Annotated in this window: 20 protein-coding genes; 5 read left to right on the forward strand and 15 right to left on the reverse strand. The window is 65.6% G+C overall.

Going from position 1 to position 21,581, the window contains the following annotated elements; all coding sequences use genetic code 11:
- Nucleotides 1–65: 65 nt before the first annotated feature.
- The 14 genes from GTP77_RS04030 to GTP77_RS04095 form a co-directional block, all read right to left on the reverse strand.
- Nucleotides 66–938 carry an ABC transporter permease gene (locus GTP77_RS04030; protein ID WP_161070889.1) on the reverse strand — a complete coding sequence of 291 codons (873 nt, stop codon included), beginning with the start codon at nt 936–938 and terminating at the stop codon, nt 66–68.
- Nucleotides 935–1,810 carry an ABC transporter ATP-binding protein gene (locus GTP77_RS04035; RefSeq protein ID WP_161070890.1) on the reverse strand — a complete coding sequence of 292 codons (876 nt, stop codon included), beginning with the start codon at nt 1,808–1,810 and terminating at the stop codon, nt 935–937. The genes GTP77_RS04030 and GTP77_RS04035 overlap by 4 nt, the downstream gene beginning before the upstream one ends.
- Nucleotides 1,811–1,817: 7 nt before the next feature.
- The gene (locus tag GTP77_RS04040; RefSeq protein WP_161070891.1) at nt 1,818–2,822 is read right to left on the reverse strand and encodes an ABC transporter substrate-binding protein; all 1,005 of its coding nucleotides are present in this window, start codon (nt 2,820–2,822) and stop codon (nt 1,818–1,820) included.
- Nucleotides 2,823–2,840: 18 nt separating this feature from the next.
- A complete protein-coding gene (locus GTP77_RS04045; protein ID WP_161070892.1) occupies nt 2,841–3,716 on the reverse strand; it encodes a TauD/TfdA dioxygenase family protein in 876 nt (291 codons plus the stop codon).
- A gap of 187 nt (nt 3,717–3,903) precedes the next feature.
- The gene (locus GTP77_RS04050; RefSeq protein ID WP_161070893.1) at nt 3,904–5,364 is read right to left on the reverse strand and encodes a UdgX family uracil-DNA binding protein; all 1,461 of its coding nucleotides are present in this window, start codon (nt 5,362–5,364) and stop codon (nt 3,904–3,906) included.
- Nucleotides 5,364–6,593, reverse strand: coding sequence for a putative DNA modification/repair radical SAM protein (locus tag GTP77_RS04055; protein WP_161070894.1), 1,230 nt, complete (start codon nt 6,591–6,593; stop codon nt 5,364–5,366). The genes GTP77_RS04050 and GTP77_RS04055 overlap by 1 nt, the downstream gene beginning before the upstream one ends.
- Before the next feature lie 157 nt (nt 6,594–6,750).
- Nucleotides 6,751–7,437 carry a carbonate dehydratase gene (gene can, locus GTP77_RS04060; RefSeq protein WP_161070895.1) on the reverse strand — a complete coding sequence of 229 codons (687 nt, stop codon included), beginning with the start codon at nt 7,435–7,437 and terminating at the stop codon, nt 6,751–6,753.
- A 115-nt stretch (nt 7,438–7,552) separates the two neighbouring features.
- Nucleotides 7,553–8,683 carry a molecular chaperone DnaJ gene (gene dnaJ, locus GTP77_RS04065; protein ID WP_161070896.1) on the reverse strand — a complete coding sequence of 377 codons (1,131 nt, stop codon included), beginning with the start codon at nt 8,681–8,683 and terminating at the stop codon, nt 7,553–7,555.
- Between the two features lie 111 nt (nt 8,684–8,794).
- Complete coding sequence (gene dnaK, locus GTP77_RS04070) at nt 8,795–10,738, reverse strand: molecular chaperone DnaK (protein ID WP_161070897.1); 1,944 nt, start codon at nt 10,736–10,738, stop codon at nt 8,795–8,797.
- 85 nt (nt 10,739–10,823) lie between these two features.
- The gene (gene grpE / locus GTP77_RS04075) at nt 10,824–11,369 is read right to left on the reverse strand and encodes a nucleotide exchange factor GrpE (RefSeq protein ID WP_161070898.1); all 546 of its coding nucleotides are present in this window, start codon (nt 11,367–11,369) and stop codon (nt 10,824–10,826) included.
- A gap of 398 nt (nt 11,370–11,767) precedes the next feature.
- Nucleotides 11,768–12,877 (reverse strand): ferrochelatase, encoded by a 1,110-nt coding sequence (gene hemH, locus GTP77_RS04080; protein ID WP_161070899.1) that lies wholly within the window; start codon nt 12,875–12,877, stop codon nt 11,768–11,770.
- Between the two features lie 127 nt (nt 12,878–13,004).
- Entirely contained in the window at nt 13,005–14,498 is a 1,494-nt protein-coding gene (locus GTP77_RS04085) for a patatin-like phospholipase family protein (RefSeq protein ID WP_161070900.1), read from the reverse strand.
- 112 nt (nt 14,499–14,610) lie between these two features.
- Nucleotides 14,611–16,278 carry a DNA repair protein RecN gene (gene recN / locus GTP77_RS04090; protein WP_161070901.1) on the reverse strand — a complete coding sequence of 556 codons (1,668 nt, stop codon included), beginning with the start codon at nt 16,276–16,278 and terminating at the stop codon, nt 14,611–14,613.
- Nucleotides 16,279–16,308: 30 nt separating this feature from the next.
- Nucleotides 16,309–17,211: an NAD kinase gene (locus GTP77_RS04095; protein WP_161070902.1), complete on the reverse strand. Its 903-nt coding sequence runs from the start codon at nt 17,209–17,211 to the stop codon at nt 16,309–16,311.
- A gap of 162 nt (nt 17,212–17,373) precedes the next feature.
- On the opposite strand from GTP77_RS04095, the gene GTP77_RS04100 reads away from it, so the two are divergent.
- Nucleotides 17,374–17,754, forward strand: a complete 381-nt coding sequence (locus tag GTP77_RS04100; protein WP_161070903.1) for a VOC family protein — start codon at nt 17,374–17,376, stop codon at nt 17,752–17,754.
- 4 nt (nt 17,755–17,758) lie between these two features.
- Here the strand turns inward: GTP77_RS04100 and GTP77_RS04105 are convergent, their stop codons facing one another.
- A complete protein-coding gene (locus GTP77_RS04105; RefSeq protein WP_228893929.1) occupies nt 17,759–18,676 on the reverse strand; it encodes a DUF3667 domain-containing protein in 918 nt (305 codons plus the stop codon).
- Nucleotides 18,677–18,823: 147 nt separating this feature from the next.
- On the opposite strand from GTP77_RS04105, the gene GTP77_RS04110 reads away from it, so the two are divergent.
- The 4 genes from GTP77_RS04110 to gloA all read left to right on the forward strand — a co-directional run bounded on the left by GTP77_RS04110 (nt 18,824) and on the right by gloA (nt 21,579).
- Nucleotides 18,824–19,081, forward strand: coding sequence for a hypothetical protein (locus GTP77_RS04110; protein ID WP_161070905.1), 258 nt, complete (start codon nt 18,824–18,826; stop codon nt 19,079–19,081).
- Nucleotides 19,082–19,248: 167 nt separating this feature from the next.
- On the forward strand, nt 19,249–20,514 hold the full coding sequence (locus tag GTP77_RS04115; protein ID WP_228896790.1) for a PQQ-dependent sugar dehydrogenase: 1,266 nt from the start codon (nt 19,249–19,251) through the stop codon (nt 20,512–20,514).
- A 65-nt stretch (nt 20,515–20,579) separates the two neighbouring features.
- Entirely contained in the window at nt 20,580–21,101 is a 522-nt protein-coding gene (locus GTP77_RS04120) for a PRC-barrel domain-containing protein (protein WP_161070907.1), read from the forward strand.
- 67 nt (nt 21,102–21,168) lie between these two features.
- Nucleotides 21,169–21,579, forward strand: coding sequence for a lactoylglutathione lyase (gloA, locus tag GTP77_RS04125; protein WP_161070908.1), 411 nt, complete (start codon nt 21,169–21,171; stop codon nt 21,577–21,579).
- Nucleotides 21,580–21,581 lie beyond the last annotated feature (2 nt).

Raw genomic sequence — 21,581 nt, forward strand, 5'->3', positions numbered from 1 at the left:
ATATAGTTGGCGGCTAATTAACCGGTGGCGCCGGCTGCCGCCATGCGGCCGCGCAAACTACACAGTCAGCGCTGCATGCCCCAGCGGCGGATGGTGAGGCGCTCCAGCGTGCGGAAGACCAGGCTGTCCACCAGCAGGCCGATCAGGATGACGGCAGCGAGGCCGGCGAACACTTTGTCGGTGTAGAGCTCGTTGCGGTTCTGGAAGATGTACCAGCCCAGCCCGCCCTTGCCGGACGAGACGCCGAAGACCAGCTCGGCTGCGATCAGCGTGCGCCAGGCGAAGGCCCAGCCTATCTTCAGGCCGGAGACGATGGCGGGCAACGCGGCCGGCACCAGGATCTGCACCACCAGCGGCAGCCCGCGCAGGCCGTAGTTGCGGCCCGCCATGCGCAGCGTTTCAGGCACGCCCTGGAAGCCGGCGTAGGCGCCCAGCGCCAGCGGCCATAGCACCGCGTGCACGATCACAAACAGCAGGCTGCCGTTGCCCAGGCCGAACCACAGCAAGGCGAGCGGCAGCAGCGCGATGGCGGGCAAGGGATTGAACATGGCGACCAGCGCTTCCAGCAGGTCGCGGCCCAGGCGCGTGGTGACGGCCAGCGCCGTCAGCGCGAAGGCGGCGATCACGCCCAGCACATAGCCCTGCAGCAGCACCGCCAGCGAGATGCGCACGCGCTCCAGCAGTTCGCCGCTGGCGATGCCGTCCACGAAGGCGCGCGCGGTCTGCAGGAAGGTGGGCAGCAGCAGGTCATTGTTCTGCCAGCGCGCGATGATCTCCCAGCCGGCGGCCAGCGCCAGCAGTATCAGCCCTTTGCGCAGCCAGTCCTGCTGCCAGGCGCGCTGCGCAAGCGGCAGGGGGCGGGTGACGCTCGCGGGGGCGGCCGGCGCGGCGGCGTATTCGAATTCCTGCCGGATCGGCGGTTCAAGCAGCAGACTCATAACGCCAGCCTCCTGCCGACGGCGCTTTCCGGCGCAGCGGCGGTGTCCTCGTCGAACAGCAAGCGGTGGATGCGATTGGCGGCGGACTGGAATTCCGGGCTGCCGGTGCTGTGCAGTCCGAACTGGTGGCTGTTCAGTTCCGCGCGTACGCGGCCCGGGTGCGGCGACAGCAGCAAGATGCGGTTGCCCACCACCAGCGCTTCCTCTATCGAGTGGGTGACGAAGAGCAGCGTAAAGCGCGCCTCCTCCCACAGGCGGCCCAGCTCCTCCTGCATCTTGCGGCGCGTGAGCGCATCCAGCGCGGCGAACGGTTCGTCCATCAGCAGCACCTCCGGCTGCATGGCGAGCGCGCGCGCAATGGCCACGCGCTGCTTCATGCCGCCGGACAGCGTGTGCGGATACGCGTCCGCAAACCCGGCCAGGCCGACTTTGCCTATCCAGTGCATGGCCCTTTCCTCGGCCTCGTTGCGCTTCAGCTTTTTGGAAGCCAGCAGCGGGAACATGACGTTCTGCTTCACGGTTTTCCAAGGCGGCAGCTGGTCGAATTCCTGGAACACGGCCACGCGGTCCGGTCCCGGCCCGTTCACCGCCTGCCCATTGATGCTGATGCGGCCCGCGCTGGGCGCAATGAATCCACCCGCCGCCTTCAGCAGCGAAGACTTGCCGCAGCCCGATGGCCCGAGCAGCACGAAACGGTCGCCGCGATACACGTCGAAGCTCACGTCGTGCGTGGCGCGCACCGTATGCGCCCGGCTGCGGTATTCGAGGCTGATGCCTTCCGCGCGCAGCAGCGGCTGCACGGCCGGTCGCGGCGCGGCGATGGACTGGGTGTGCCACTTCGGCACGGCATGCAATTGCGGCTGCTGGCTCATGGCTGTCCTATCCGCCCTGGCCGATGGCCGGGTCGTCAAAGAAGTAAACGCGCCAGCTCGCAGGCTGGTTCTTCAGCACGCCCACGCGGTGCAGGAACTGCGCCAGCCCGTAGGTGTTCTGCGGCGCCACCTTGAACTGCACCTGCGGGTTCTTGATAATCTTGAGCAGCAAAGCGCGATCCACTTTGCTCTTGCTCACGCGCAGATACGCGTCCGCCGCGCCCTCGGGATTGGCCGTTGCGAACTGCGCCGCCTCCGCCAGCGCGGCGGTGAAGGCGCGGTAGGTCTTGGGATTCTCGTTGCGGTACTTCTCGGTGGCGTACAGCACCGTCGACGAGCTTGGGCCGCCCAGCACATCATAGGAATTGAGCACGATGCGCGCGTTCGGATTTTGCGCCAGCTCCTGCTCCTGGTAAGGCGAATTGCCGAAGTGCGCGTTGATCTCCGTGCCGCCCGCGATCACCGCTGCGGCGGCGTCCGGATGCGGCAGCGTTTGCGTGAGCTTGTCCAGGCGGCTGAATTCCTTGTCGCCCCACTGCTTGGCCACCGCCATCTGCAGAATGCGCGACTGCACCGACACGCCCGCCGCCGGCAAGCCGATGCGGTCCTTCTCGGTGAAGTCGGCTATCGTCTTCACCTTGGGGTTGTTGCTGACCAGGTAGTAGGGGAAGTTGCCCAGCGAGGCCACGCCCTTCACGTTCTGCTTGCCGCTGGTGCGGTCCCATATCGTCAGCAGCGGGCCGACTCCCGCGCTGGCGATATCGATGTTCCCGGACAGCAGCGCGTCATTGATGGCGGGGCCGCCGGAGAGCTGGGTGCGCTCGACCACGATGTCGATGCCCTGCTGCTTGCCGTGTTTTTCGATCAGCTTCTGGTCCTGCGCAATGTTCAGCAGCAGATAGGTGACGCCGAACTGCTCGGCGATGCGGATGCGTCCTTCGGCCTGCGCCTGCGCGCTCAGGCCCAGCGTGGCGGCAGCAATGGCTGCGGCGATGAATTTCAGTTTGCTCATGCTTGCTCCGGAATGGGTTCAGAAAGGGACGTCGCCTTCGATGGTGGTGCGATAAAGCTTGCGGCGCATCTGCGGCGGACAGCCGGCCGCCAGGTGCATCAGCGAGCGGTTGTCCCAGAACACCATGTCGTGGGGGCGCCATTGGTGGCGGTAGATGTGTTCGGGCTTGACGCTGTGCGCAAAAAGTTCCGCCAGCAGCGCCTTGCTCTCGTCCTCCGGCAGGCCGGCGATGCGCGTGGTGAAATGCTCGCTGACGAAGAGCGCGCGGCGGCCGGTTTCCGGGTGCACGCGCACCACAGGCTGCAGCACCGGCTTCACTTCGTCGATTTGCGCCTGCGTCAGTGGCGGGCGGAAGGGATTGCGGCGGCGCAGCTCCTCGTACTGCGCCAAGTAGCTGTGCTCCGCGCGCAGCCCCTGCACCGCGCGGCGCAGCGCCACCGGCAGGGTTTCATAGGCCAGGTGCATATTGGCGAACAGCGTGTCGCCGCCCTCCTCCGGCAGCTCCTGCGCGTGCAGCATGGAGCCCAGGCTGGGCTTGTCCTTGTACGACAGGTCGGAATGCCAAAAATGGCCGGCGTCGCCCAGGCCGGTGGGCTGGCCGTTCTCGATGATGTTGGAGATGATCAGTACCTCGGGCGCCTCGGCCAGCTGGAAATTGCGCAGCACGTGGATTTGCAGGGGGCCGAAGCGGCGGCTGAACGCCACCTGCTGCTGGGGCGTGATGCGCTGGTCGCGGAACACCAGCACGTGGTGGTCCAGGTGCGCGCGGTGCAGGCGCTGGAAATCGCGGTTGCTTAAGGGCTGGGACAGGTCGAAATCCGTCACCTCCGCGCCCAGCGGGGCGTCGAACACCTTGATATCGAAAGTCCGGGCGGGACTGAGAACGGCAGACATGGGGCTGGTCCTTGCATTGAATATGCGCCCAGTCTATGCCGCTCCCTTCATGAAGAAAACGAAGCTTATCGGCTATTCATATGCGGTTTTCGCGCGCCTGCGGTTGGCGGGTTACGCAGCTGCGCTGCTAACCCGCCCTACGGATGCAAAGAATACCGTCGATACCTCAGATACGCCGTAGGGCGGGTTAGCGCGGAGCGCGTAACCCGCCATGCTCCGCCAGCGCCTGCGCGGTGCGCAGCGCCTCCACCATGGCGGCGAGGGCGCGGGCTTTTTCTGCTGCGCCGGGGACGCGCAGGATGTACGCGGGATGGTAGGTGGCGATGATCCAGCGCCCAGCGTGCTGCATCGGCGCGTCCATGTAGTCTTTCAGCGCGGCGTAGCTGTCTTCCAGCACGGCTTTCAGCGCGGTGCTGCCGAGCGCCACCACCACTTGCGGCGCCACCTGCTCCAGCTCTCCCTCCAGCCAATAGCGGCAGGCCAGTATCTCTTTCTGCGCCGGGGTCTTGTGCAGGCGGCGCTTGCCGCGCGGCTCCCATTTGAAGTGCTTGACCGCGTTGGTGATGTAGACGCTGTCTCGCTTTACACCGGCCTGCGCCAGCGCGCTATCGAGCAGCGCTCCAGCGGGGCCGACGAAGGGATGGCCTTGCAGATCTTCCTGGTCGCCCGGCTGTTCGCCGACCAGCATGATGCGCGCTTTCCTGTCGCCCTCGCCCGGCACCGCTTGCGTGGCGTGCTCCCACAGCTCGCAGCGGCGGCACTCATCCAGCGTGTGCGGCTGCTGGCGCTCCGGCTGGGCTTTCTCGGGCGCGATCGGAATCGTCGTGCCGCTGCGGCGGCCCACGGCGCTGGCCTGGCCCACGCGGCGCGCGCCGGCGGCAGCTTGCGACACCATCTCCGGCACCAGCGCGGCTTCGGGCATGTTCTTCCAGAAGCGCGCGCGGACGTGGCTGTGCATGACGTCCGGATTCAGGCGGGCGGGATTGAAGATGCTGCGGTAGTAGGTGAGCCATAGCGCTTCGCCCGCATCCTCGATATCGGCGGCGCTACGGGCGAGCGCGCCGGTGGCGTGCAGCGCGGCGCCGTCCCACACCACGGTGGCGTCCGGCGTGGCGATCAGCCAGGTGGCGCGGCCCATGCGGTCCGCGAAGTGCTGCGCCACTTGCGGCAGCACGTCGTGCGCGGGCTCGAACCAGGCCACGAAGCGCGGCGCGCCCTCGCCCGCCGGGCGTTCGCGGAAGCGCAGGTAGGCGTGCATGTCGTGCTCTTCGCGGCGCACAGCGCGAGCCATGGTTTGCAAGCGGTTGCCGTCTTCGTCCGCCATCGACATGACCTCCTGCTGCCCCTGCTGCCAGCGCCACAGGACTTTGTACAGGAAAGCCCAGCGGTCCCCGGCGCGGTAGCAGGATGCGGTTTGCAATAGCGCCATCAACTCGCGCGGCACGCGCAGGGCGGGAAGCGGTGCGGCGGCCGGGCCGGGCACAGATGGCGGGAACTCAGGCGATGCGCTGGCGAACAGGTCGCCGCCGCCGCCCGGCGCCATCCATTGTACGGAGCCGGGCGGCACGCGGCGCACGATCAGATCCCGCGCCGCCGCGCGCCAGCCGTCGAAGTCCGCGACGGCGACCAGCTCGCACGGCTCGTCCATCAGCCCGCCTGCAGTTCGGGCCACAGATTCATCTGTTGCGGGGCGTCGGACATGGCGCGGCGCAGTGTCTCGGACGGGGTGGTGTCGCGCGCGGGCGCGTAGTCCGCCACGATGATGAAGGGGGCGACCTTCTTCATGCTGCAGCGCAGGCGCGACAGGTCGGCGTAGCGCACCCGCCGCATGCGCCGCAGCTCGACTATGCGCTGCGCGTTGCGCAGGCCTATGCCCGGCACGCGCGCGATCATGCCGGCGTCGGCGCGGTTCAGGTCCATGGGGAAATGCTCGCGGTTGGCCAGCGCCCAGGCCAGCTTGGGGTCGATGTCCAGGGCCAGGTTGCCGTCGCCGGGCAGCAGTTCGCTGACCTGGAAGCCGTAGCTGCGCAGCAGGAAGTCGGCCTGGTACAGCCGGTGTTCGCGCTGCATGGGCGGAGGCGCCAGCGGCACGCTTTTCGGGCTGTCCGGTATCGGGCTGAAAGCGGAATAGTACACGCGCTTGAGCTTGTAGCTGCTGTACAGGGTTTCGGCGGTGCCGAGGATGTGCTTGTCGTCGCTGGCGTCGGCGCCGACTATCATTTGCGTGCTCTGCCCGGCCGGAGCGAAGGCGGGGGCTTTCGGTTCTTCGGCCTTTTCGTCCAGCCGCAGCCGGATGGCGCCCATGGCGAGCTTGATGGTGTGGACGTTCTTCTCCGGCGCCAAACGCGCGATGCTGGCCTGCGAGGGCAGCTCGATATTCACGCTGAGCCGGTCCGCATACAGGCCGGCGGCGGCGATCAGGGCGGGATCGGCGTCGGGGATGGTTTTCAGGTGGATGTAGCCACGGAACTGGTGCGTTTCGCGCAGCTCGCGGGCGATGGCGACCAGCTGCTCCATGGTGTAGTCGGCCGACTGGATAATGCCGCTGCTGAGGAACAGGCCGTCGATGTAGTTGCGCAGGTAGAAGTCGACCGTGAGCTTGACCACTTCCTGCACCGTGAAGCGGGCGCGCGGCACATTGGAAGTGCGGCGGTTGACGCAGTACTGGCAGTCGTAGACGCAGAAATTGGTGAGCAGGATTTTCAGCAGCGAGACGCAGCGCCCGTCCGGCGTATAGCTGTGGCATATGCCCATGCCGGTGCTGGCGCCGAGGCCGTCCTTGCCGATGGAGTTGCGCTTGGGCGCGCCGCTGCTGGCGCAGGACGCGTCGTATTTCGCCGCGTCCGCCAGGATTTCAAGCTTGTCGGTGAGCTCCATTGCCGGCCTCGATACTGTATAAATAAACAGTATATCGCACTCCGGCGGTGCGCTCGGTAGAACAGCGGGTCAAGACCGGGACAGGCGTAAAAATGGCCAGGCGCCGCCCCTGTAGATGGGAGCGGGGCCTGGCCTGGCGGACGCGCCGGCGCAGTGCTTACGCGATCGCGGCGTACTTTTCCAGGCGGTTCTTGATGCAGGCGGCCAGTTCGTGGCCGGCGCTGACGGTCATCTCCAGGTCATGCAGGTGGCCGTCCTTCAGGCCGTAGACCCAGCCATGCACGGTCAGCGGCTGGCCGCGGTCCCAGGCGTCCTGCACGATGGTGGTCTGGCAGACGTTGACCACCTGCTCCACCACGTTCAGTTCGCACATGCGCTCGGCGCGCTGGCCCTGCGGCAGCACGTCGCCCAGGTAGCGCTCGTGCTTCTGGTGCACGTCCTGCACATGGCGCAGCCAGTTGTCGACCAGGCCGACGCGGGTGCCGGTCATGGCCGCGTGCACGCCCTTGCAGCCATAGTGGCCGACGACGATCACGTGCTTGACCTTCAGCACTTCAATGGCGAACTGCAGCACCGACAGGCAGTTCAGGTCCGAGTGCACCACCACGTTGGCGATGTTGCGGTGGACGAAGACGTCGCCCGGCGCCAGGCCCAGCAGCTCATTGGCGGGCACGCGGCTGTCGGAGCAGCCTATCCACAGGTATTCCGGCGAGGCCTGCTGCTCCAGGCGCTTGAAGAATTCGGGGTCGCGCTGAACCATGGAATCGGCCCAGGCACGGTTGTTGACCAGCAGGTCCGCCAATGGGGAAACGCTGACGTTGTCGCTTACGGTTAGTTCACTCATATGTCCTCTCATACGTGCGAAGACCGCCCGTTTGCCGGGTTGGCAAGGGGCGGTCCGGGATGTTGCTATCTTACCTGATTTGCTGCGGCGCATCATCTCCAACGCGCTATGACGCTTATTCGAAGAAGTCCTTCACCTTGTCGCGCCAGGTCTTGCTTTGCGGGCTGTGCTTGGAGCCGCCCTCGACCGTGGCACGGTCGAATTCGCGCAGCAGTTCCTTCTGCTTGTCGGTCAGCTTGACCGGCGTTTCCACCGCCACGTGGCAGAACAGGTCGCCCGGATAGCCGGAACGCACGCCCTTGATGCCCTTGCCCTTCAGGCGGAAGGTCTTGCCCGACTGGGTGCCTTCCGGAATGGTGAACGACACCTTGCCCGACAGTGTAGGCACTTCGATTTCGCCGCCCAGGGCCGCGCGCGCAAACGAGATCGGCATTTCGCAATGCAGGTCGTCGCCCTCGCGCTGGAACACCGCGTGCTGCTTGATGTGGATTTCCACATACAGGTCGCCCGGCGGCCCGCCGTTGGTGCCCGGCTCGCCGTTGCCCGACGAGCGGATGCGCATGCCGTTGTCGATGCCGACCGGGATCTTCACTTCCAGCGTCTTGTTGCGCTTGATGCGGCCCGCGCCGCCGCAAGGCGAGCATGGATCGGTGATGATCTTGCCGGTGCCGTGGCATTTCGGGCAGGTCTGCTGGATGCTGAAGAAGCCCTGCTGCATGCGCACCTGGCCGTGGCCGCCGCAGGTCGAGCACGTCACCGGCGACGTGCCCGGCTTGGCGCCGGAACCGTGGCAGGTGTCGCACTTGTCCCAGGACGGCACGCGGATGGTGGTGTCGAAGCCGTGCGCGGCCTGCTCCAGCGTGATTTCCAGGTTGTAGCGCAAGTCGGCGCCGCGGTAGACCTGCGGACCGGCGCTGCGGCCACGGCCGCCGCCGCCGAAAATGTCGCCGAAGATGTCGCCGAAGGCATCGCCGAAGCCGCCCGCGCCGAAACCGCCGCCGCCTCCGCCGCCCATGTTCGGGTCCACGCCCGCATGGCCGTAGCGGTCATACGCTTCGCGTTTTTCCGGATTGGTGAGCATCTCGTAGGCCTCTTTGACCTCCTTGAATTTCTCTTCCGATTCCTTGCTGTCCGGATTGCGGTCCGGATGGTATTTCATCGCCAGCTTGCGATAGGACTTCTTGATCTCGTCTTCGGACGCATTCTTGGCGACCCCGAGGATCTCGTAAAAATCACGCTTTGCCATGTTCTAGGCACCTTGCTCTTTACTGGTACTGATTATGCGAAAAAGCCGAGCCGGCCCCTTTGCAGGGATGCACGGCTCGGCGTCAGTCTTGCGGCCGCAGCCGGTGGACTCTTACTTGCTGTCTTTGACTTCCTTGAAGTCGGCGTCCACCACGTCGTCCTGCTGCGGCTTGGCTTCCTGCTGGCCGCCTGCCTGCTGGCCGCCTTCGGCGCCGGCAGCGCCTTGCTGGGCCTGCATGTCAGCGTACATCTTCTCGCCCAGCTTCTGCGAAGCGGTCGACAGCGCCGCCACTTTGGCGTCGATGTCGGCCTTGTCGCCGGCCTTGATCGAGCCTTCCAGATCGGTGATGGCCGCTTCGATCTTCTCTTTCTCGCCCGCTTCCAGCTTGTCGCCGTATTCGGTCAGCGACTTGCGGGTGGAGTGCACCAGCGCGTCGGCCTGGTTGCGCGACTCGGCCAGTTCCTTGACCTTCTTGTCTTCTTCCGCGTTCAGCTCGGCGTCCTTCACCATCTTCTGGATCTCGTCCTCGGTCAGGCCCGAGTTCGCCTTGATGGTGATCTTGTTTTCTTTGCCGGTGGCCTTGTCCTTGGCGCCCACGTGCAGAATGCCGTTGGCGTCGATGTCGAAGGTCACTTCAATCTGCGGCGTGCCGCGCGATGCCGGCGGGATGCCTTCCAGGTTGAATTCGCCCAGGCCCTTGTTGCCGGCCGCGATTTCACGCTCGCCCTGGTAGACCTTGATGGTCACGGCAGGCTGGTTGTCGTCGGCGGTCGAGAACACTTGCGAGAACTTGGTCGGAATCGTGGTGTTCTTGTGGATCATCTTGGTCATCACGCCGCCCAGGGTTTCGATACCCAGCGACAGCGGGGTCACGTCCAGCAGCAGCAGGTCCTTGCGGTCGCCCGACAGCACGGAACCCTGGATCGCGGCACCGACGGCCACGGCTTCGTCCGGGTTCACGTCCTTGCGTGGATCCTTGCCGAAGAACTCCTTGACCTTTTCCTGCACTTTAGGCATACGGGTCATGCCGCCGACCAGGATGATGTCGTCGATGTCCGACACTTTCACGCCTGCATCCTTGATGGCGGTGCGGCATGGCTCGATGGTGGCGTTGATCAGCTCTTCCACCAGCGATTCCAGCTTGGCGCGGGTCATCTTCAGGGTCAGGTGGACCGGCGCGCCGTTCGCCATGGCGATGTAGGGCTCGTTGATCTCGGTCTGCTGCGAGGACGACAGTTCGATCTTCGCGCGCTCGGCCGAAGCCTTGATGCGCTGCAGGGCGATCGGATCTTTTTTCAGGTCCAGGCCGTTGATCTTCTTGAACTCGTCGATGATGTAGTCGATCACGCGCTGGTCGAAGTCTTCGCCGCCCAGGAAGGTGTCGCCGTTGGTCGACAGCACTTCGAACTGCTTCTCGCCGTCCACGTCCGCGATTTCAATGATGGACACGTCGAAGGTACCGCCGCCCAAGTCGTACACGGCGATCTTGCGGTCGCCCTTGTCGGTCTTGTCCAGGCCGAAAGCCAGTGCGGCTGCGGTTGGTTCGTTGATGATGCGCTTGACGTCCAGACCGGCGATGCGGCCGGCGTCCTTGGTCGCCTGGCGCTGCGAGTCGTTGAAGTACGCTGGCACGGTGATCACGGCTTCGGTGACTTCTTCACCGAGGTAGTCTTCCGCCGTTTTCTTCATTTTGCGCAGCACTTCAGCCGAGATCTGCGGCGGAGCCAGTTTCTTGTCGCGCACGCCGATCCACGCATCGCCGTTGTCGGCTTTGGTGATCTGGTAAGGCATCAGCGCGATGTCCTTCTGCACTTCTTTTTCTTCGAACTTGCGGCCGATCAGGCGCTTCACCGCGTACAGGGTGTTTTTAGGATTGGTGACCGCCTGGCGCTTCGCAGTCGCGCCAACCAGGATCTCGCCGTCTTCCTGATAAGCGATGATCGAAGGCGTGGTGCGCGCGCCTTCCGCGTTTTCAATGACCTTGGGTTGACCGTTTTCCATGACCGAAACGCAGGAGTTGGTGGTTCCCAGGTCGATACCGATGATTTTGCCCATGATTTATTTTCCTTGTGTTCTAAGTTTCAGATGCTGCTTATATGTGGGAAATGCTGTGTGATTTCAAGTGCTTGCGCGAAACGCTTTACTTCGCTTGCGCGGCCGTCACGATGGCCGGACGCAGCAGGCGGTCGGCGATCATGTAACCCTTTTGCAGCACGGACACCACGGTGTTGGCTTCCTGCTCGGCGGGCACCACGGCCACGGCCTGATGCTTGTTCGGGTCCAGCTTCTCGCCCTGCACCGGCATGATTTCCAGCAGGCGGTTCTTCTCGAAGGCGGAATTGAGCTGTTTCAGCGTCATTTCCACGCCTTCCTTCAGCGAGTCCAGCGACGGCGATTCCACTTTCAGCGCCATTTCCAGGCTGTCCTTCACCGGCACCATGGCCTCGGCGAAGCTCTCGACCGCAAACTTGTGCGCTTTTGCAACGTCTTCCTGGGCGCGGCGGCGGATGTTCTCGCCGTCGGCTTTGGCGCGCATAAAGGCGTCGTGCATCTCGGCCAGGCGGGCCTCGGTGCTGGCCAGCTGCTCTTCGAGCGAAGGCGCGCCGGCGTCGGCGGGAGTCGATGGCTGCGCTGGCGCTGCTTCCGCCTCGGGATTAGGGACTGCTTGATTTTCCTGATCTTGCATCTGAAAGACTCCTACAAATCGTATGTTAGACGTGACTCGGTACGGCACGGGCAGCAAGTGGGGCTATAACCTATCTTTTCAAGGGGTATAGGCGCGGCGTTGTTCGATATGTAACTGCGCCGTTACAAACTGCCTCACAAGAGATATATTTTTTTGCACCGCAACAGCTACTATGTAATGAAGACGGCGCCGCCGTCGCTCAGCGTACTGGAGCGCATCATGAAGTTGCCACTCATCGCAGCCTCCGTCGTGGCCTACATCCTTCTGGCCGTCGCCTGGATCTGCTATTCCGAGTTATTACGATAGTTTTGCCGCCCGAAGACCGGGTATTGTAACAGGCTGGCACTCACCACCGGCAAGTGCTGATTGTCACGTGGACAGCCCTCGCCCACCGACTGTCAGTTTTCCGCACCAAGCTTGAGGGCCGCCGCGCGGGCGGTTTCGCCGGCTTTTTTGAGCGCATCGCGCTGCGGCTGCGCCATCATGGTCGGCCAGCCTATCATGTGCTGCTCGGCGATCTCGGCCATCGCGGCTATCCATGCAGGCGTGTCGTTCAGGCAAGGAATATAGTGGAATTCCTTGCCGCCCGCCGCCATGAAGTCATGCCGCACCTCCATTGCGATTTCTTCCAGGGTTTCCAGGCAGTCGCTGGTGAAACCGGGGCAGATCACGTCCACGCGGCGCGCGCCGTCGCGCGCCAGTTGCTGCACGGTGGGCGCGGTGTAGGGCTGCAGCCACTCGGCCTTGCCGAAACGGGACTGGAAGGTGACCACATACTGCTCCGGCGCCAGCTTCAGCTTGGCGGCCAGCAGGCGCGCGGTTTTCAGGCATTCGCAGTGGTAGGGGTCGCCCAGCAGCAGGGTGCGCTTGGGCACGCCGTGGAAGCTCAGCACCAGCTTGTCCGGGCGGCCGTGCGCGTCCCAGTGCGCCAGGATGGACGCCTGCAGCGCCTCGATATAGCCTTCGTGGTCGTGGTAGTTGCGCACAAAGCGCAGCTCGGGCACGTTGCGGATCTGCTTGTAATGGGCGAACACCGCGTCGTAGATGGAGCCGGTGGTGGTGCCGGAATATTGCGGATAGGCGGGCAGGATGGCCACGCGTTCGCAGCCGTCCGCCTTCAGGCGCGCCAGCACATCCGGCAGGGACGGCGAACCGTAGCGCATGGCCATGGCCACGGTGACGTTGCCGTGGCCGCGCTCGCCCAGCGCGGCGCGCAGCAGCAGGGCCTGCTGCTGGGTGTTGACCTTGAGGGGGGAGCCTTCGCGGGTCCAGATCGACGCGTACTTCCTGGCCGATTTGCCGGAGCGGAATGGCAGGATGATGAGGTTGAGAATAAACCACCACACCAGGCGCGGAATCTCGACCACGCGCGGATCGGACAGGAATTGCTTCAGATAGCGCCGCACAGCCGAGCGCGTGGGCGCGTCCGGCGTGCCAAGATTCACCAGCACCACGGCGCTGCCGCCGGTGCTGCCGTGGGTGTAAGGGGGTTCTTTAAGGAAGGCCATGAATCTGCAATGACGGAATCGAAGCGCCATTATAGATTAGTTGGCATCCTCAAACTTTCAGAATGATTTTCATGGTGTGTACTCCGCTGCGTGTATGTGACTAAGGTAGGCCGGAACGCGCGGCCTGTCAATGCAAGTGGTGCACGGCAACGCTCCAGGCGGACCTGGCGTTGTCCAGCGCCATGCCCCAGCCGCGCATATTGGGGAACACGCGGCCCACCACGCCGTCGGCGCGCTGCGGGTAAAAGCCGATCGCGTCCGCGTGCGTCTTGAACAGCTCTATCATCAGATCCGTGCCGTTCTCCTGGAAGTCGATGCTGTACGGCCCGCTTCCGGCCGGCAGCGCGGGCGTGAAGAACAGGCACAGCTCGCGGTCGCCATTGCCCGCCTCGCGCGGCGCGCGCTGCATGGCCAGCTGCAGGAAGTCGGGCCGCTCGCCGCCGGGGCCAGTGACCGTGCAGCGCGCCGTTTCGCTGGAAAACGCGGCCTCGTCGGACTGCTCGGTCAGCCCTATGCTCAGGCAGTGCAGCGCTGCGGCGCCGGTGCGGATCTGCAGGTGGAACTGCACCAGGTCCGGTGCGCCGGCGTGCTGGTCGCCCACCGGCCGGCCGCCGTTGGTGTAGACGGTGAGGCGGCAGCTGTCGTAGAGCAGCAGGCCGCCGCGCAGCTTGTAGTAGAGCTCGCCCACGTCGCGCATCATGCGCACGGCGGTGGGATTGGTTTCCTTCCAGGGATTGGTAACCGCGCGCCGCCGGGCCAGCGTGATGCGGTTGATGTGCTCCTGCAGCTGCCGCGCCGTGTCCTCCTTGATGCGCTCGTACTCCGCCTCGAATTCGGGCGCCAGCGCCTGCTCGAAGCTGAAGGTGGTCAGCGAGGTCTGCACCTCGATCAGGTGGCCCTTGAAGGCCTCCTTGGTCAGCGCAATGGTGGAGGCCATGGCGGAATCGAGCAGGCTGGCGGAAAAGCTCAGGAAGCCGTCGGGCCGGCCGGTGGCGGCCTCGGCAAAAGTGATGGCCAGCATTTCACCGTAGGCGGGATCGGACACCGTCAGCAGCTTGGCCGGCAGATTGTTGGAGATGCCGCCGTCCACCACCGTGGGCGCCGTGCTGCCGGCCCAGATCCGGAAAAAGAAGGGCAGCGCGCAGGAATCGACCAGGGCGTCGGCCAGCGTTTCGCCCGGCTGGGCCAGCACCGTGTCGCGGCTGCCCAGGTCGGTCTTGGTGATTTTCAGGCGCACGCCCCTGCGCTCGACGTCGCCCACCTTGGCCAGCTTCTTCTGGGCGAATTTGTCGTTCAGCCAGCCGCGCAGGCCGGCCGTGTCGCGCAGCGATTTGCTTTTCACCAGCAGGCAGTAGGCGGCGGCCAGCTTGCCCGGCATGGTCATGCCGCGCATCAGCTGCGCGCCTTTGCCTGCGCGCAGTTCGGCCATGATGGACTGCGCGGAAATGCCCGCCGCGACAAAGCTGGCGACGATGGCGCCGGCCGAGGTGCCGGCCACCTGGGTCACTTCGATTTTATGGTCGGCCTTGAAATCCTGGATGGCCTCGGCAACCGCCAACAGCGCGGCGATGCGCGCGCCGCCGCCCTGGAATGCGAACTGCATCTTGACCGGCGTAGTCATGCGCCACCTCCGCAATGGATTGCCGCGCGCCCAAGCGCATGCCCGGCTCTTCCATGCTACTGCGGCGCCGCCCTCCCCGCGTTGAGGAAACGCAAACGAGCGCAAAGCCGCGCTAGGAGGCCAGCAGCTCGCGCGCATGCTTGCGCGTGGTGGCGGTGATTTCCAGGCCGCCCAGCATGCGCGCCACTTCCTCCACCCGCGCTTTGCTGTCGAGCACGTCGATGCGGGAGGCGGTCTTGCCGTTGTCCAGCGTGCCCTTGGCCACCTGGAAGTGCTGGCTGGCCTGGCTGGCCACCTGCGGCAAGTGGGTCACGCACAGCACCTGGCGCGCCTGGCCCAGGCGCTTGAGCAGCCGCCCCACCACTTCGGCCACGCCGCCGCCGATGCCGCTGTCGACCTCGTCGAAAATCAGCGTGGGCGTGGTGGTGGCGTTGGAGGTGATGACGGAAATGGCCAGCGCGATGCGCGCCAGCTCGCCGCCCGAGGCCACCTTGGCCAGCGGCCGCGGCGCCACGCCGGCGTGGCCGGCCACCAGGAATTCCACCTGTTCAAGGCCGCGCGCGCCCGGCTCGCAGGGGTTGAGCGCGATGTCGAACGCGCCGCCCGTCATGTTCAGTTCCTGCATGGCCTGCGTGACGGCCGTGGCCAGTCCCCGGGCGGCGGCGGCGCGGGTGGCGGACAGCTGGCGCGCCACGTCCATATACGCCGCTTTCAGCTTGGCCTCCTGCTGGCGCAGGCCGTCCAGGTCGCTGGCGTCGGCCAGCTGGCGCAGCTTGGCCGACAGCTGGGCGTGCTCGTCCGGCAGGTCGTCCGGCGCCACGCGGAATTTGCGCGCCGCCGAGTGCAGCGCCTCCATGCGCGCGTCCACCTGGCGCAGGCGCTCCGGGTCCAGCTCCACCCGGTCCAGATAGGTGTTCAGCGCGTACACCGCTTCCTGCAGCTGGATGCGGGCCGATTCGATCAGGTCCACCGTGGGCTGCAGCTCGGCGTCGATGCCGGCCAGCTTGCCCAGCTTCTGGCTCAGCGAACCGAGCTGCGACACAATCGGCTGGTCTTCCGATTCGGAAATGGCGGCAAGTGTTTCCTGCGCGCCTTCCAGCAGGCTGGCGGCGTGCGACAGGCGGCTGTGCTCGTTGGAGATGTCCTGCCACTCGCCGGGCTTGGCGGCCAGCTTGTCCAGCTCGCCCACCTGCCACTCCAGGCGCTCGCGCTCGTAGGCCAGGTTGGCGGCGTTGCTTTCGTATTCCTCCAGCTGCCTGGCCAGCGCGCGCCAGGCCTTGTGGGCGGCGGCCACGGCCTTCAGCTGGGCGGCCGCCTCGGCGTCCTTGATGGTGGACTGGCTGTCCAGCAGCTCGCGCTGCGCGTCCGCCTTCAGCAGCGACTGGTGGGCGTGCTGGCCGTGGATGTCCACCAGCATGTCGCCCAGCTCGCGCAGCTGCGCGGCGGTGGCGGCCACGCCGTTGATGTAGGCCTTGGAGCGGCCCGCGTTGTCGATCACGCGGCGCAGCAGCGCACCGCCCTCGTCGGCCGCGAACTCGTTGGCGGCCAGCCACTCGGCCGCCTGCGGCGTGACGGCGAAGTCGGCCGTGATGTCGGCCTTGGGCGCGCCTTCGCGCACCACACTGGCGTCGCCGCGGCCGCCCAGCGCCAGCGTCAGCGCGTCGATAAGGATGGATTTGCCGGCGCCGGTTTCGCCGGTGAACACTGTGAAGCCTGCGGAAAATTCCAGTTCGATGGTGTCGACGATGACGAAGTCGCGGATAGACAGAGTACGAAGCATAGGCAAGTGCGGAGGTGAGCGGAGTAAGGGTTAGACCAGTTTCCCGTCGCCGGACGGGTATTCGTTCCAGTGCAGCTTTTCGCGCAGGGTGTTGTAGTAGCTCCAGCCTTCCGGATGCAGGAAGGTGATGGCGTGCGGCGAACGCTTGATGACGATGCGGTCCTGCGCCTGCAGGCTGGCGAAGGTCTGCATGTCGAAATTGACGGTGATGTCGCGCCCGCGCACGATTTCAATCTGGATGGCGCTGGAGTCGGGCAGCACGATGGGGCGGTTCGACAGCGCATGCGGCGCGATGGGCACCAGCACGATGCCGCCCAGCGTGGGATGCAGCAGCGGGCCGCCGGCCGACAGCGCGTAGGCGGTGGAGCCGGTGGGCGTGGAGATGATCAGGCCGTCCGAACGCTGGTTGTACATGAAGTGGCCGTCCACGTCCACGCGCAGCTCGGCCATGCCGGCGCCGGCGCCGCGCGACACCACCACGTCGTTGACGGCCAGGCCCACATGGATTTCCTTGCCGTCGCGCCGCACGCTGCCTTCCAGCAGGGTGCGCCGTTCGGCCTGGTAGCTGCCGGCCAGCATCTGCGCCAGCACCGGCAGCATGCCCTCGAGCGCGATATCGGTCATGAAGCCGAGCCGGCCCTGGTTGATGCCGATCAGCGGCACGTCATAGGGCGCCAGCTGGCGCGCCAGGCCCAGCATGGTGCCGTCGCCGCCCATCACGATGGCGGCGCTGGCGTGCTGGCCGATCTGGTCCGGCGTCATGGCCGGCAGGTCCGCCATGCCCAGGTGAGCCGCCGTTTCCGCCTCCAGCACCACGCTGTGGCCGCCCTCCTTCAGAAAAGCCAGCAGGCTGCGCACGGGGGCTTCGATGCCGGCCGTGTTCTGTCGGACGACCAGGGCGATGGTGTTGAATAAGGCGTGCTTGGCGGGCATAGATCTCTCGGTCTTGATTGGGGGTAGCAACACTAGTCAGAGTAACCGATAATGCAGCCTTCTGCCATGCATCAGCACGCGCTCATATACTGTATATGCACACAGTATAAATCGGCGAACGGCGGAGCGCAAGCGCAGGCAGCTAACCTACAGGAGAATGGCATGGCAAAAGTACTGGGCGTGGGCGGCATCTTTTTCAGATCGCGCAATCCGCAGGCGCTGATGGCGTGGTACCAGGCCCACCTGGGCTTCCCCGCCGAGTCCGGCGACTACGCCTCCTTCGCGCCCACCGCCATGCCGGCGGGCGGCAGCACCGTGTTCAGCCCCTTCAAGGACACCACCGGCTACTTCGCGCCGTCCAAGCGCGAGTTCATGTTCAACCTGGTGGTGGACGACCTGGACCAGGCCCTGGCCCAGGTGGTGGCCGGCGGCGCCGAACTGGTGGGCGATCCGCAGACCTTCGACTACGGCCGCTTCGGCTGGTTCATGGACCCGGACGGCAACAAGGTCGAGCTGTGGCAACCGGCCGTCGCCGCCAAATAATGCCTCAGTGCCCGCTGGCCGCGCCCGCCATCATGGCGCCCGCGATGGCCAGCGACAGCGAAATGCCGTGCGCCAGCATCAGCACCGACCAGCGCGCCACGGTGGCCAGCTTGCCGCCGCCGTACACGCGCTTCATGGCCCACGGCAGATAGCCCACCAGCCAGCACAGCAGCACCAGGTTGAGGAAGGAATGGTCGCTGATCTTGATGGCGGCGAACATCACAAAGGCGAACGAGCTCACGTGCAGCGCGAACAGCAGATGCTCGCCGTAGCGCCGCCCTGAACCGAGATAGAGCATCTTCAGGTAGAGCGCGAACAGCGGCATCAGCGCGAACATGGCGTAAGGGCCGTAGTGGAAGAAGCCGTCCGACAAGGCCTTGCTCTTGGCCTCCCTGGGCAGGCTGTCGAAATGGTCGATCCGTTCCGCCAGGCCCGGCAGCCTGGCGCGCATATCGTCGTCCAGCGCCACCACCGTGCCGTAGCTGTCTTTTACCTTGGCCTTGGACAGTATCTTGCTGCCGCGCTCCTTGCCCACCGCCTGCGCGCGCTCGGCAGCCTCCTCCACCTGCGGGTGGTCGTCGCCCAGGTTGATCACTTCCGTGTGGGTAAATTTCAGCAGCGCGAAAAACAGGATGCTCAGCGTCAGGTAGAGCCGCAGCGGCTCCACATAGCGCTTGCGGCGTCCCGCCAGGTACTCATTGGTCAGCGCGCCCGGGCGGAACAGCAAGCGCGTGAACGTGCCCCACAGTCTCCCCTCCAGCGCTACGTAATGGCCGATGAATTCATGCGCGAATTCGGCCAGGCTGGGCGCGTGCGTGCGCGTTTCCTGGCCGCAGTTGTGGCAGTAGTTACCGCTGACGGTGGCGTTGCAGTTCAGGCAGCTGGCGGGCGCTGCGTGGGAGTCGGCAAGTTCGGGCTTCACGGCTGGATTCTCTATGGAGGCGGCACAAGCGGGAATGTTACCTGAGTTCATGCCAAAGATGCACTATTTCAATAAAGTTCAATTGCGCGACTGCGCACCGTCCACGGCGCTAAGATGGCCACTCGATGCTGACAAGGGAGGCCGAACATGGTTACCGAAAGCAAGGACCGCCAGGTCAACACGGCTGTGCCCGTGCACAGCGACGGCGGCAAGCGCCTGCCGCACGAGCGCGACGAGTCGCCCGAAGGCCACCCGCCGCCGGCCCGCAGCGTCATTCGGCAAGCCGCCAGCGACCTGGAGCAGGGCCTGGTGGACACCGACCTGCACGGCGCACGCGGCGTGGAAAAAGTCCAGCCGCGTCCGCCCGGCAAGGCAGAACCGCAACCCGGCAGCAAGCGGGACTGACAGGTCCGCGCCCGGCAGCCGCAGATAAGCCGCAACCGAGCAACCACGCACACGAAAGGGAGTCCATGCGTCAACCCGTCCCACCGCGCACCGCTGCGCAGATTCCCGCCCCGTCTATCCGCCCCGCGCTCGCGGCCACCGCCTTTGCCGTCGCCGCGCTGGTGGTGATGGCCGGCGCGGCCGACGCGCAAAGCTATCCGCCCGGCTTCGGCCCGCAGCCGGCGCTGCCCGCGCCCGAGCGTTCGCTGGTGCCCACCGTCAATGTGGCGCCGGTGGCGCGCTGGCCTAACGGCGCCACGCCCGCCGCCGCGCCCGGCTTCACGGTGCACGCCTACGCCAGCGGCCTCGACCATCCGCGCTGGCTGCACGTGCTGCCGAACGGCGACGTGCTGGTGGTGGAGACCAACGCCCCGCCCAAGCCGGAGGACGGCAAGGGCATCAAGGGCATGATCATGAAGTCGCAGATGAAGAAGGCGGGCGCGGTCACACCGTCCGCCAACCGCATCACGCTGCTGCGCGGCCTGGACGCGAACGGCGCCGCCGCCACGCGCACCGTGTTCCTGAAAAACCTGAACTCGCCCTTCGGCGTGGCGCTGGTGGGCCAGGACCTGTACGTGGCGAATACCGACGCCGTGGTGAAGTTCCCCTACAAGGAAGGCCAGACCGAAATCACGGCCGCGCCCGTCAAGGTGATGGACCTGCCGGGCGGCCCGCTGAACCACCACTGGACCAAGAACATCATCGCCAGCGCGGACGGCAAATACCTGTACGCCACGGTGGGCTCGAACAGCAACGTGGCGGAAAACGGCATGGACAAGGAGGACGGCCGCGCCGCCATCTGGCAGCTGGAGCTGGCCACCAACAAGGCCAGGCTGTACGCCACCGGCCTGCGCAATCCGAACGGCATGGCCTGGCAGCCGCAATCGCAGGCGTTGTGGACCGTGGTGAACGAGCGCGACGAACTGGGCAACGACCTGGTGCCCGACTACCTGACCTCCGTCAAGGAAGGCGCCTTCTACGGCTGGCCCTACAGCTACTTCGGCCAGCACGTGGACGCGCGCGTCAAGCCGCCCAAGCCGGAACTGGTGGCCAAGGCCATCGCGCCGGACTACGCGCTGGGCGGCCACACCGCCTCGCTGGGCCTGGCCTTCTACGACGGCAAACTCTTCCCGGCCAGCTACCGCAACGGCGCCTTCATCGGCCAGCACGGTTCCTGGAACCGCAAGCCGCACAGCGGCTACAAGGTGGTGTACGTGCCGTTTGCCAACGGCCAGCCATCCGGCCCGCCGCAGGATTTCCTGGGCGGCTTTCTGACAGCGGACGGCAAAGCGCAAGGCCGTCCGGTAGGCGTAGCAGTGGACAAGAGCGGCGCGCTGCTGGTGGCCGACGACGTCGGCAACATCATCTGGCGCGTAACGCCGAAGGGCAACTGAAAGAGCGCGCACAACGGGCAAATCCGCCGGAGCAGCCCAGCCGGCCTTACACACTGGAGACGACAATGAGCTATCTGGACCGAGACACCTTTGGCATTTACCGCGACACCGACGCCGGCCCCGGCCCGCGCCTGATGGGGGCCGACACGCTGATGGGTGAAGACGTGTACAACCGCATGGACGAGGATCTGGGCGACATCAAGGAATTCATGCTCGACATGCAGACCGGGCAAGTGGCGTATGCGGTGCTGTCCTTCGGCGGCATCCTGGGCATGGGCAACAAGCTGTTCGCCGTGCCCTTCCAGGCGCTGGAGCTGGACACCGTGAACAAGCGCTTCATCCTGGACGTGAGCAAGGAGCGCCTGGAAAGCGCCCCCGGCTTCGACAAGGACAACTGGCCGGACATGGCCAGCGCCGAATTCAGCAGCGAGATCCACAGCTACTACGGCACCCAGCCGGGCGCCGGCTACCGCAGCTCGACCGGCAGCGTGATGGGCTCCGGCACCAGCACCATGCAGAGCGGCGACATCGGCAGCAGCAGTGGCAGCGTGGGCAGCAGCGGCTACAACCCCGGCAATAAATCCTGAACCCCAGCGGGATTTGAGCAAAGCGCATAAAATTCCTGCTTTACCCAACCGGCAAAGAAGGATTTTTATGCGCATACTACACACCATGCTGCGGGTCGGCGACCTGCAGCGCTCCATCGACTTCTACACCAAGGTGCTGGGCATGACGCTGCTGCGCACCAGCGACAATCCCGAATACAAGTACACGCTGGCCTTCGTCGGCTACGGCTCCAACCCGGACCATGCCGAGCTGGAACTGACCTATAACTACGGCGTGGACAGCTACGAGCAAGGCACGGCCTACGGCCACCTGGCGATCTCGGCGGACGACATCGTGGCCGCCTGCGCGGCGGTCAAGGCCAACGGCGGCAACGTCACGCGCGAGCCCGGCCCGGTCAAGGGCGGCAGCACCGTGATCGCCTTCGTCACCGATCCGGACGGCTACAAGATCGAACTGATCGAGCGCCAGTTCGACGGCCAGGGCGGCGGCCTGCGGTGACC

Source organism: Pseudoduganella aquatica (genome assembly GCF_009857595.1).
Taxonomy (GTDB): Bacteria; Pseudomonadota; Gammaproteobacteria; order Burkholderiales; family Burkholderiaceae_D; genus Rugamonas; species Rugamonas aquatica_A.

Coding starts and splice junctions, on each gene's coding strand:
- dnaK (WP_161070897.1), bottom strand. CDS start 10,738: ATGGGCAAAATCATCGGTATCGACCTGGGAACCACCAACTCCTGCGTT.
- GTP77_RS04110 (WP_161070905.1), top strand. CDS start 18,824: ATGGTTACCGAAAGCAAGGACCGCCAGGTCAACACGGCTGTGCCCGTG.
- GTP77_RS04095 (WP_161070902.1), bottom strand. CDS start 17,211: ATGCCCGCCAAGCACGCCTTATTCAACACCATCGCCCTGGTCGTCCGA.
- GTP77_RS04045 (WP_161070892.1), bottom strand. CDS start 3,716: ATGTCTGCCGTTCTCAGTCCCGCCCGGACTTTCGATATCAAGGTGTTC.
- can (WP_161070895.1), bottom strand. CDS start 7,437: ATGAGTGAACTAACCGTAAGCGACAACGTCAGCGTTTCCCCATTGGCG.
- GTP77_RS04035 (WP_161070890.1), bottom strand. CDS start 1,810: ATGAGCCAGCAGCCGCAATTGCATGCCGTGCCGAAGTGGCACACCCAG.
- GTP77_RS04055 (WP_161070894.1), bottom strand. CDS start 6,593: ATGGAGCTCACCGACAAGCTTGAAATCCTGGCGGACGCGGCGAAATAC.
- gloA (WP_161070908.1), top strand. CDS start 21,169: ATGCGCATACTACACACCATGCTGCGGGTCGGCGACCTGCAGCGCTCC.
- hemH (WP_161070899.1), bottom strand. CDS start 12,877: ATGGCCTTCCTTAAAGAACCCCCTTACACCCACGGCAGCACCGGCGGC.
- GTP77_RS04030 (WP_161070889.1), bottom strand. CDS start 938: ATGAGTCTGCTGCTTGAACCGCCGATCCGGCAGGAATTCGAATACGCC.
- GTP77_RS04100 (WP_161070903.1), top strand. CDS start 17,374: ATGGCAAAAGTACTGGGCGTGGGCGGCATCTTTTTCAGATCGCGCAAT.
- GTP77_RS04115 (WP_228896790.1), top strand. CDS start 19,249: ATGGCCGGCGCGGCCGACGCGCAAAGCTATCCGCCCGGCTTCGGCCCG.
- GTP77_RS04050 (WP_161070893.1), bottom strand. CDS start 5,364: ATGGACGAGCCGTGCGAGCTGGTCGCCGTCGCGGACTTCGACGGCTGG.
- recN (WP_161070901.1), bottom strand. CDS start 16,278: ATGCTTCGTACTCTGTCTATCCGCGACTTCGTCATCGTCGACACCATC.
- GTP77_RS04040 (WP_161070891.1), bottom strand. CDS start 2,822: ATGAGCAAACTGAAATTCATCGCCGCAGCCATTGCTGCCGCCACGCTG.
- GTP77_RS04120 (WP_161070907.1), top strand. CDS start 20,580: ATGAGCTATCTGGACCGAGACACCTTTGGCATTTACCGCGACACCGAC.
- GTP77_RS04085 (WP_161070900.1), bottom strand. CDS start 14,498: ATGACTACGCCGGTCAAGATGCAGTTCGCATTCCAGGGCGGCGGCGCG.
- grpE (WP_161070898.1), bottom strand. CDS start 11,369: ATGCAAGATCAGGAAAATCAAGCAGTCCCTAATCCCGAGGCGGAAGCA.
- dnaJ (WP_161070896.1), bottom strand. CDS start 8,683: ATGGCAAAGCGTGATTTTTACGAGATCCTCGGGGTCGCCAAGAATGCG.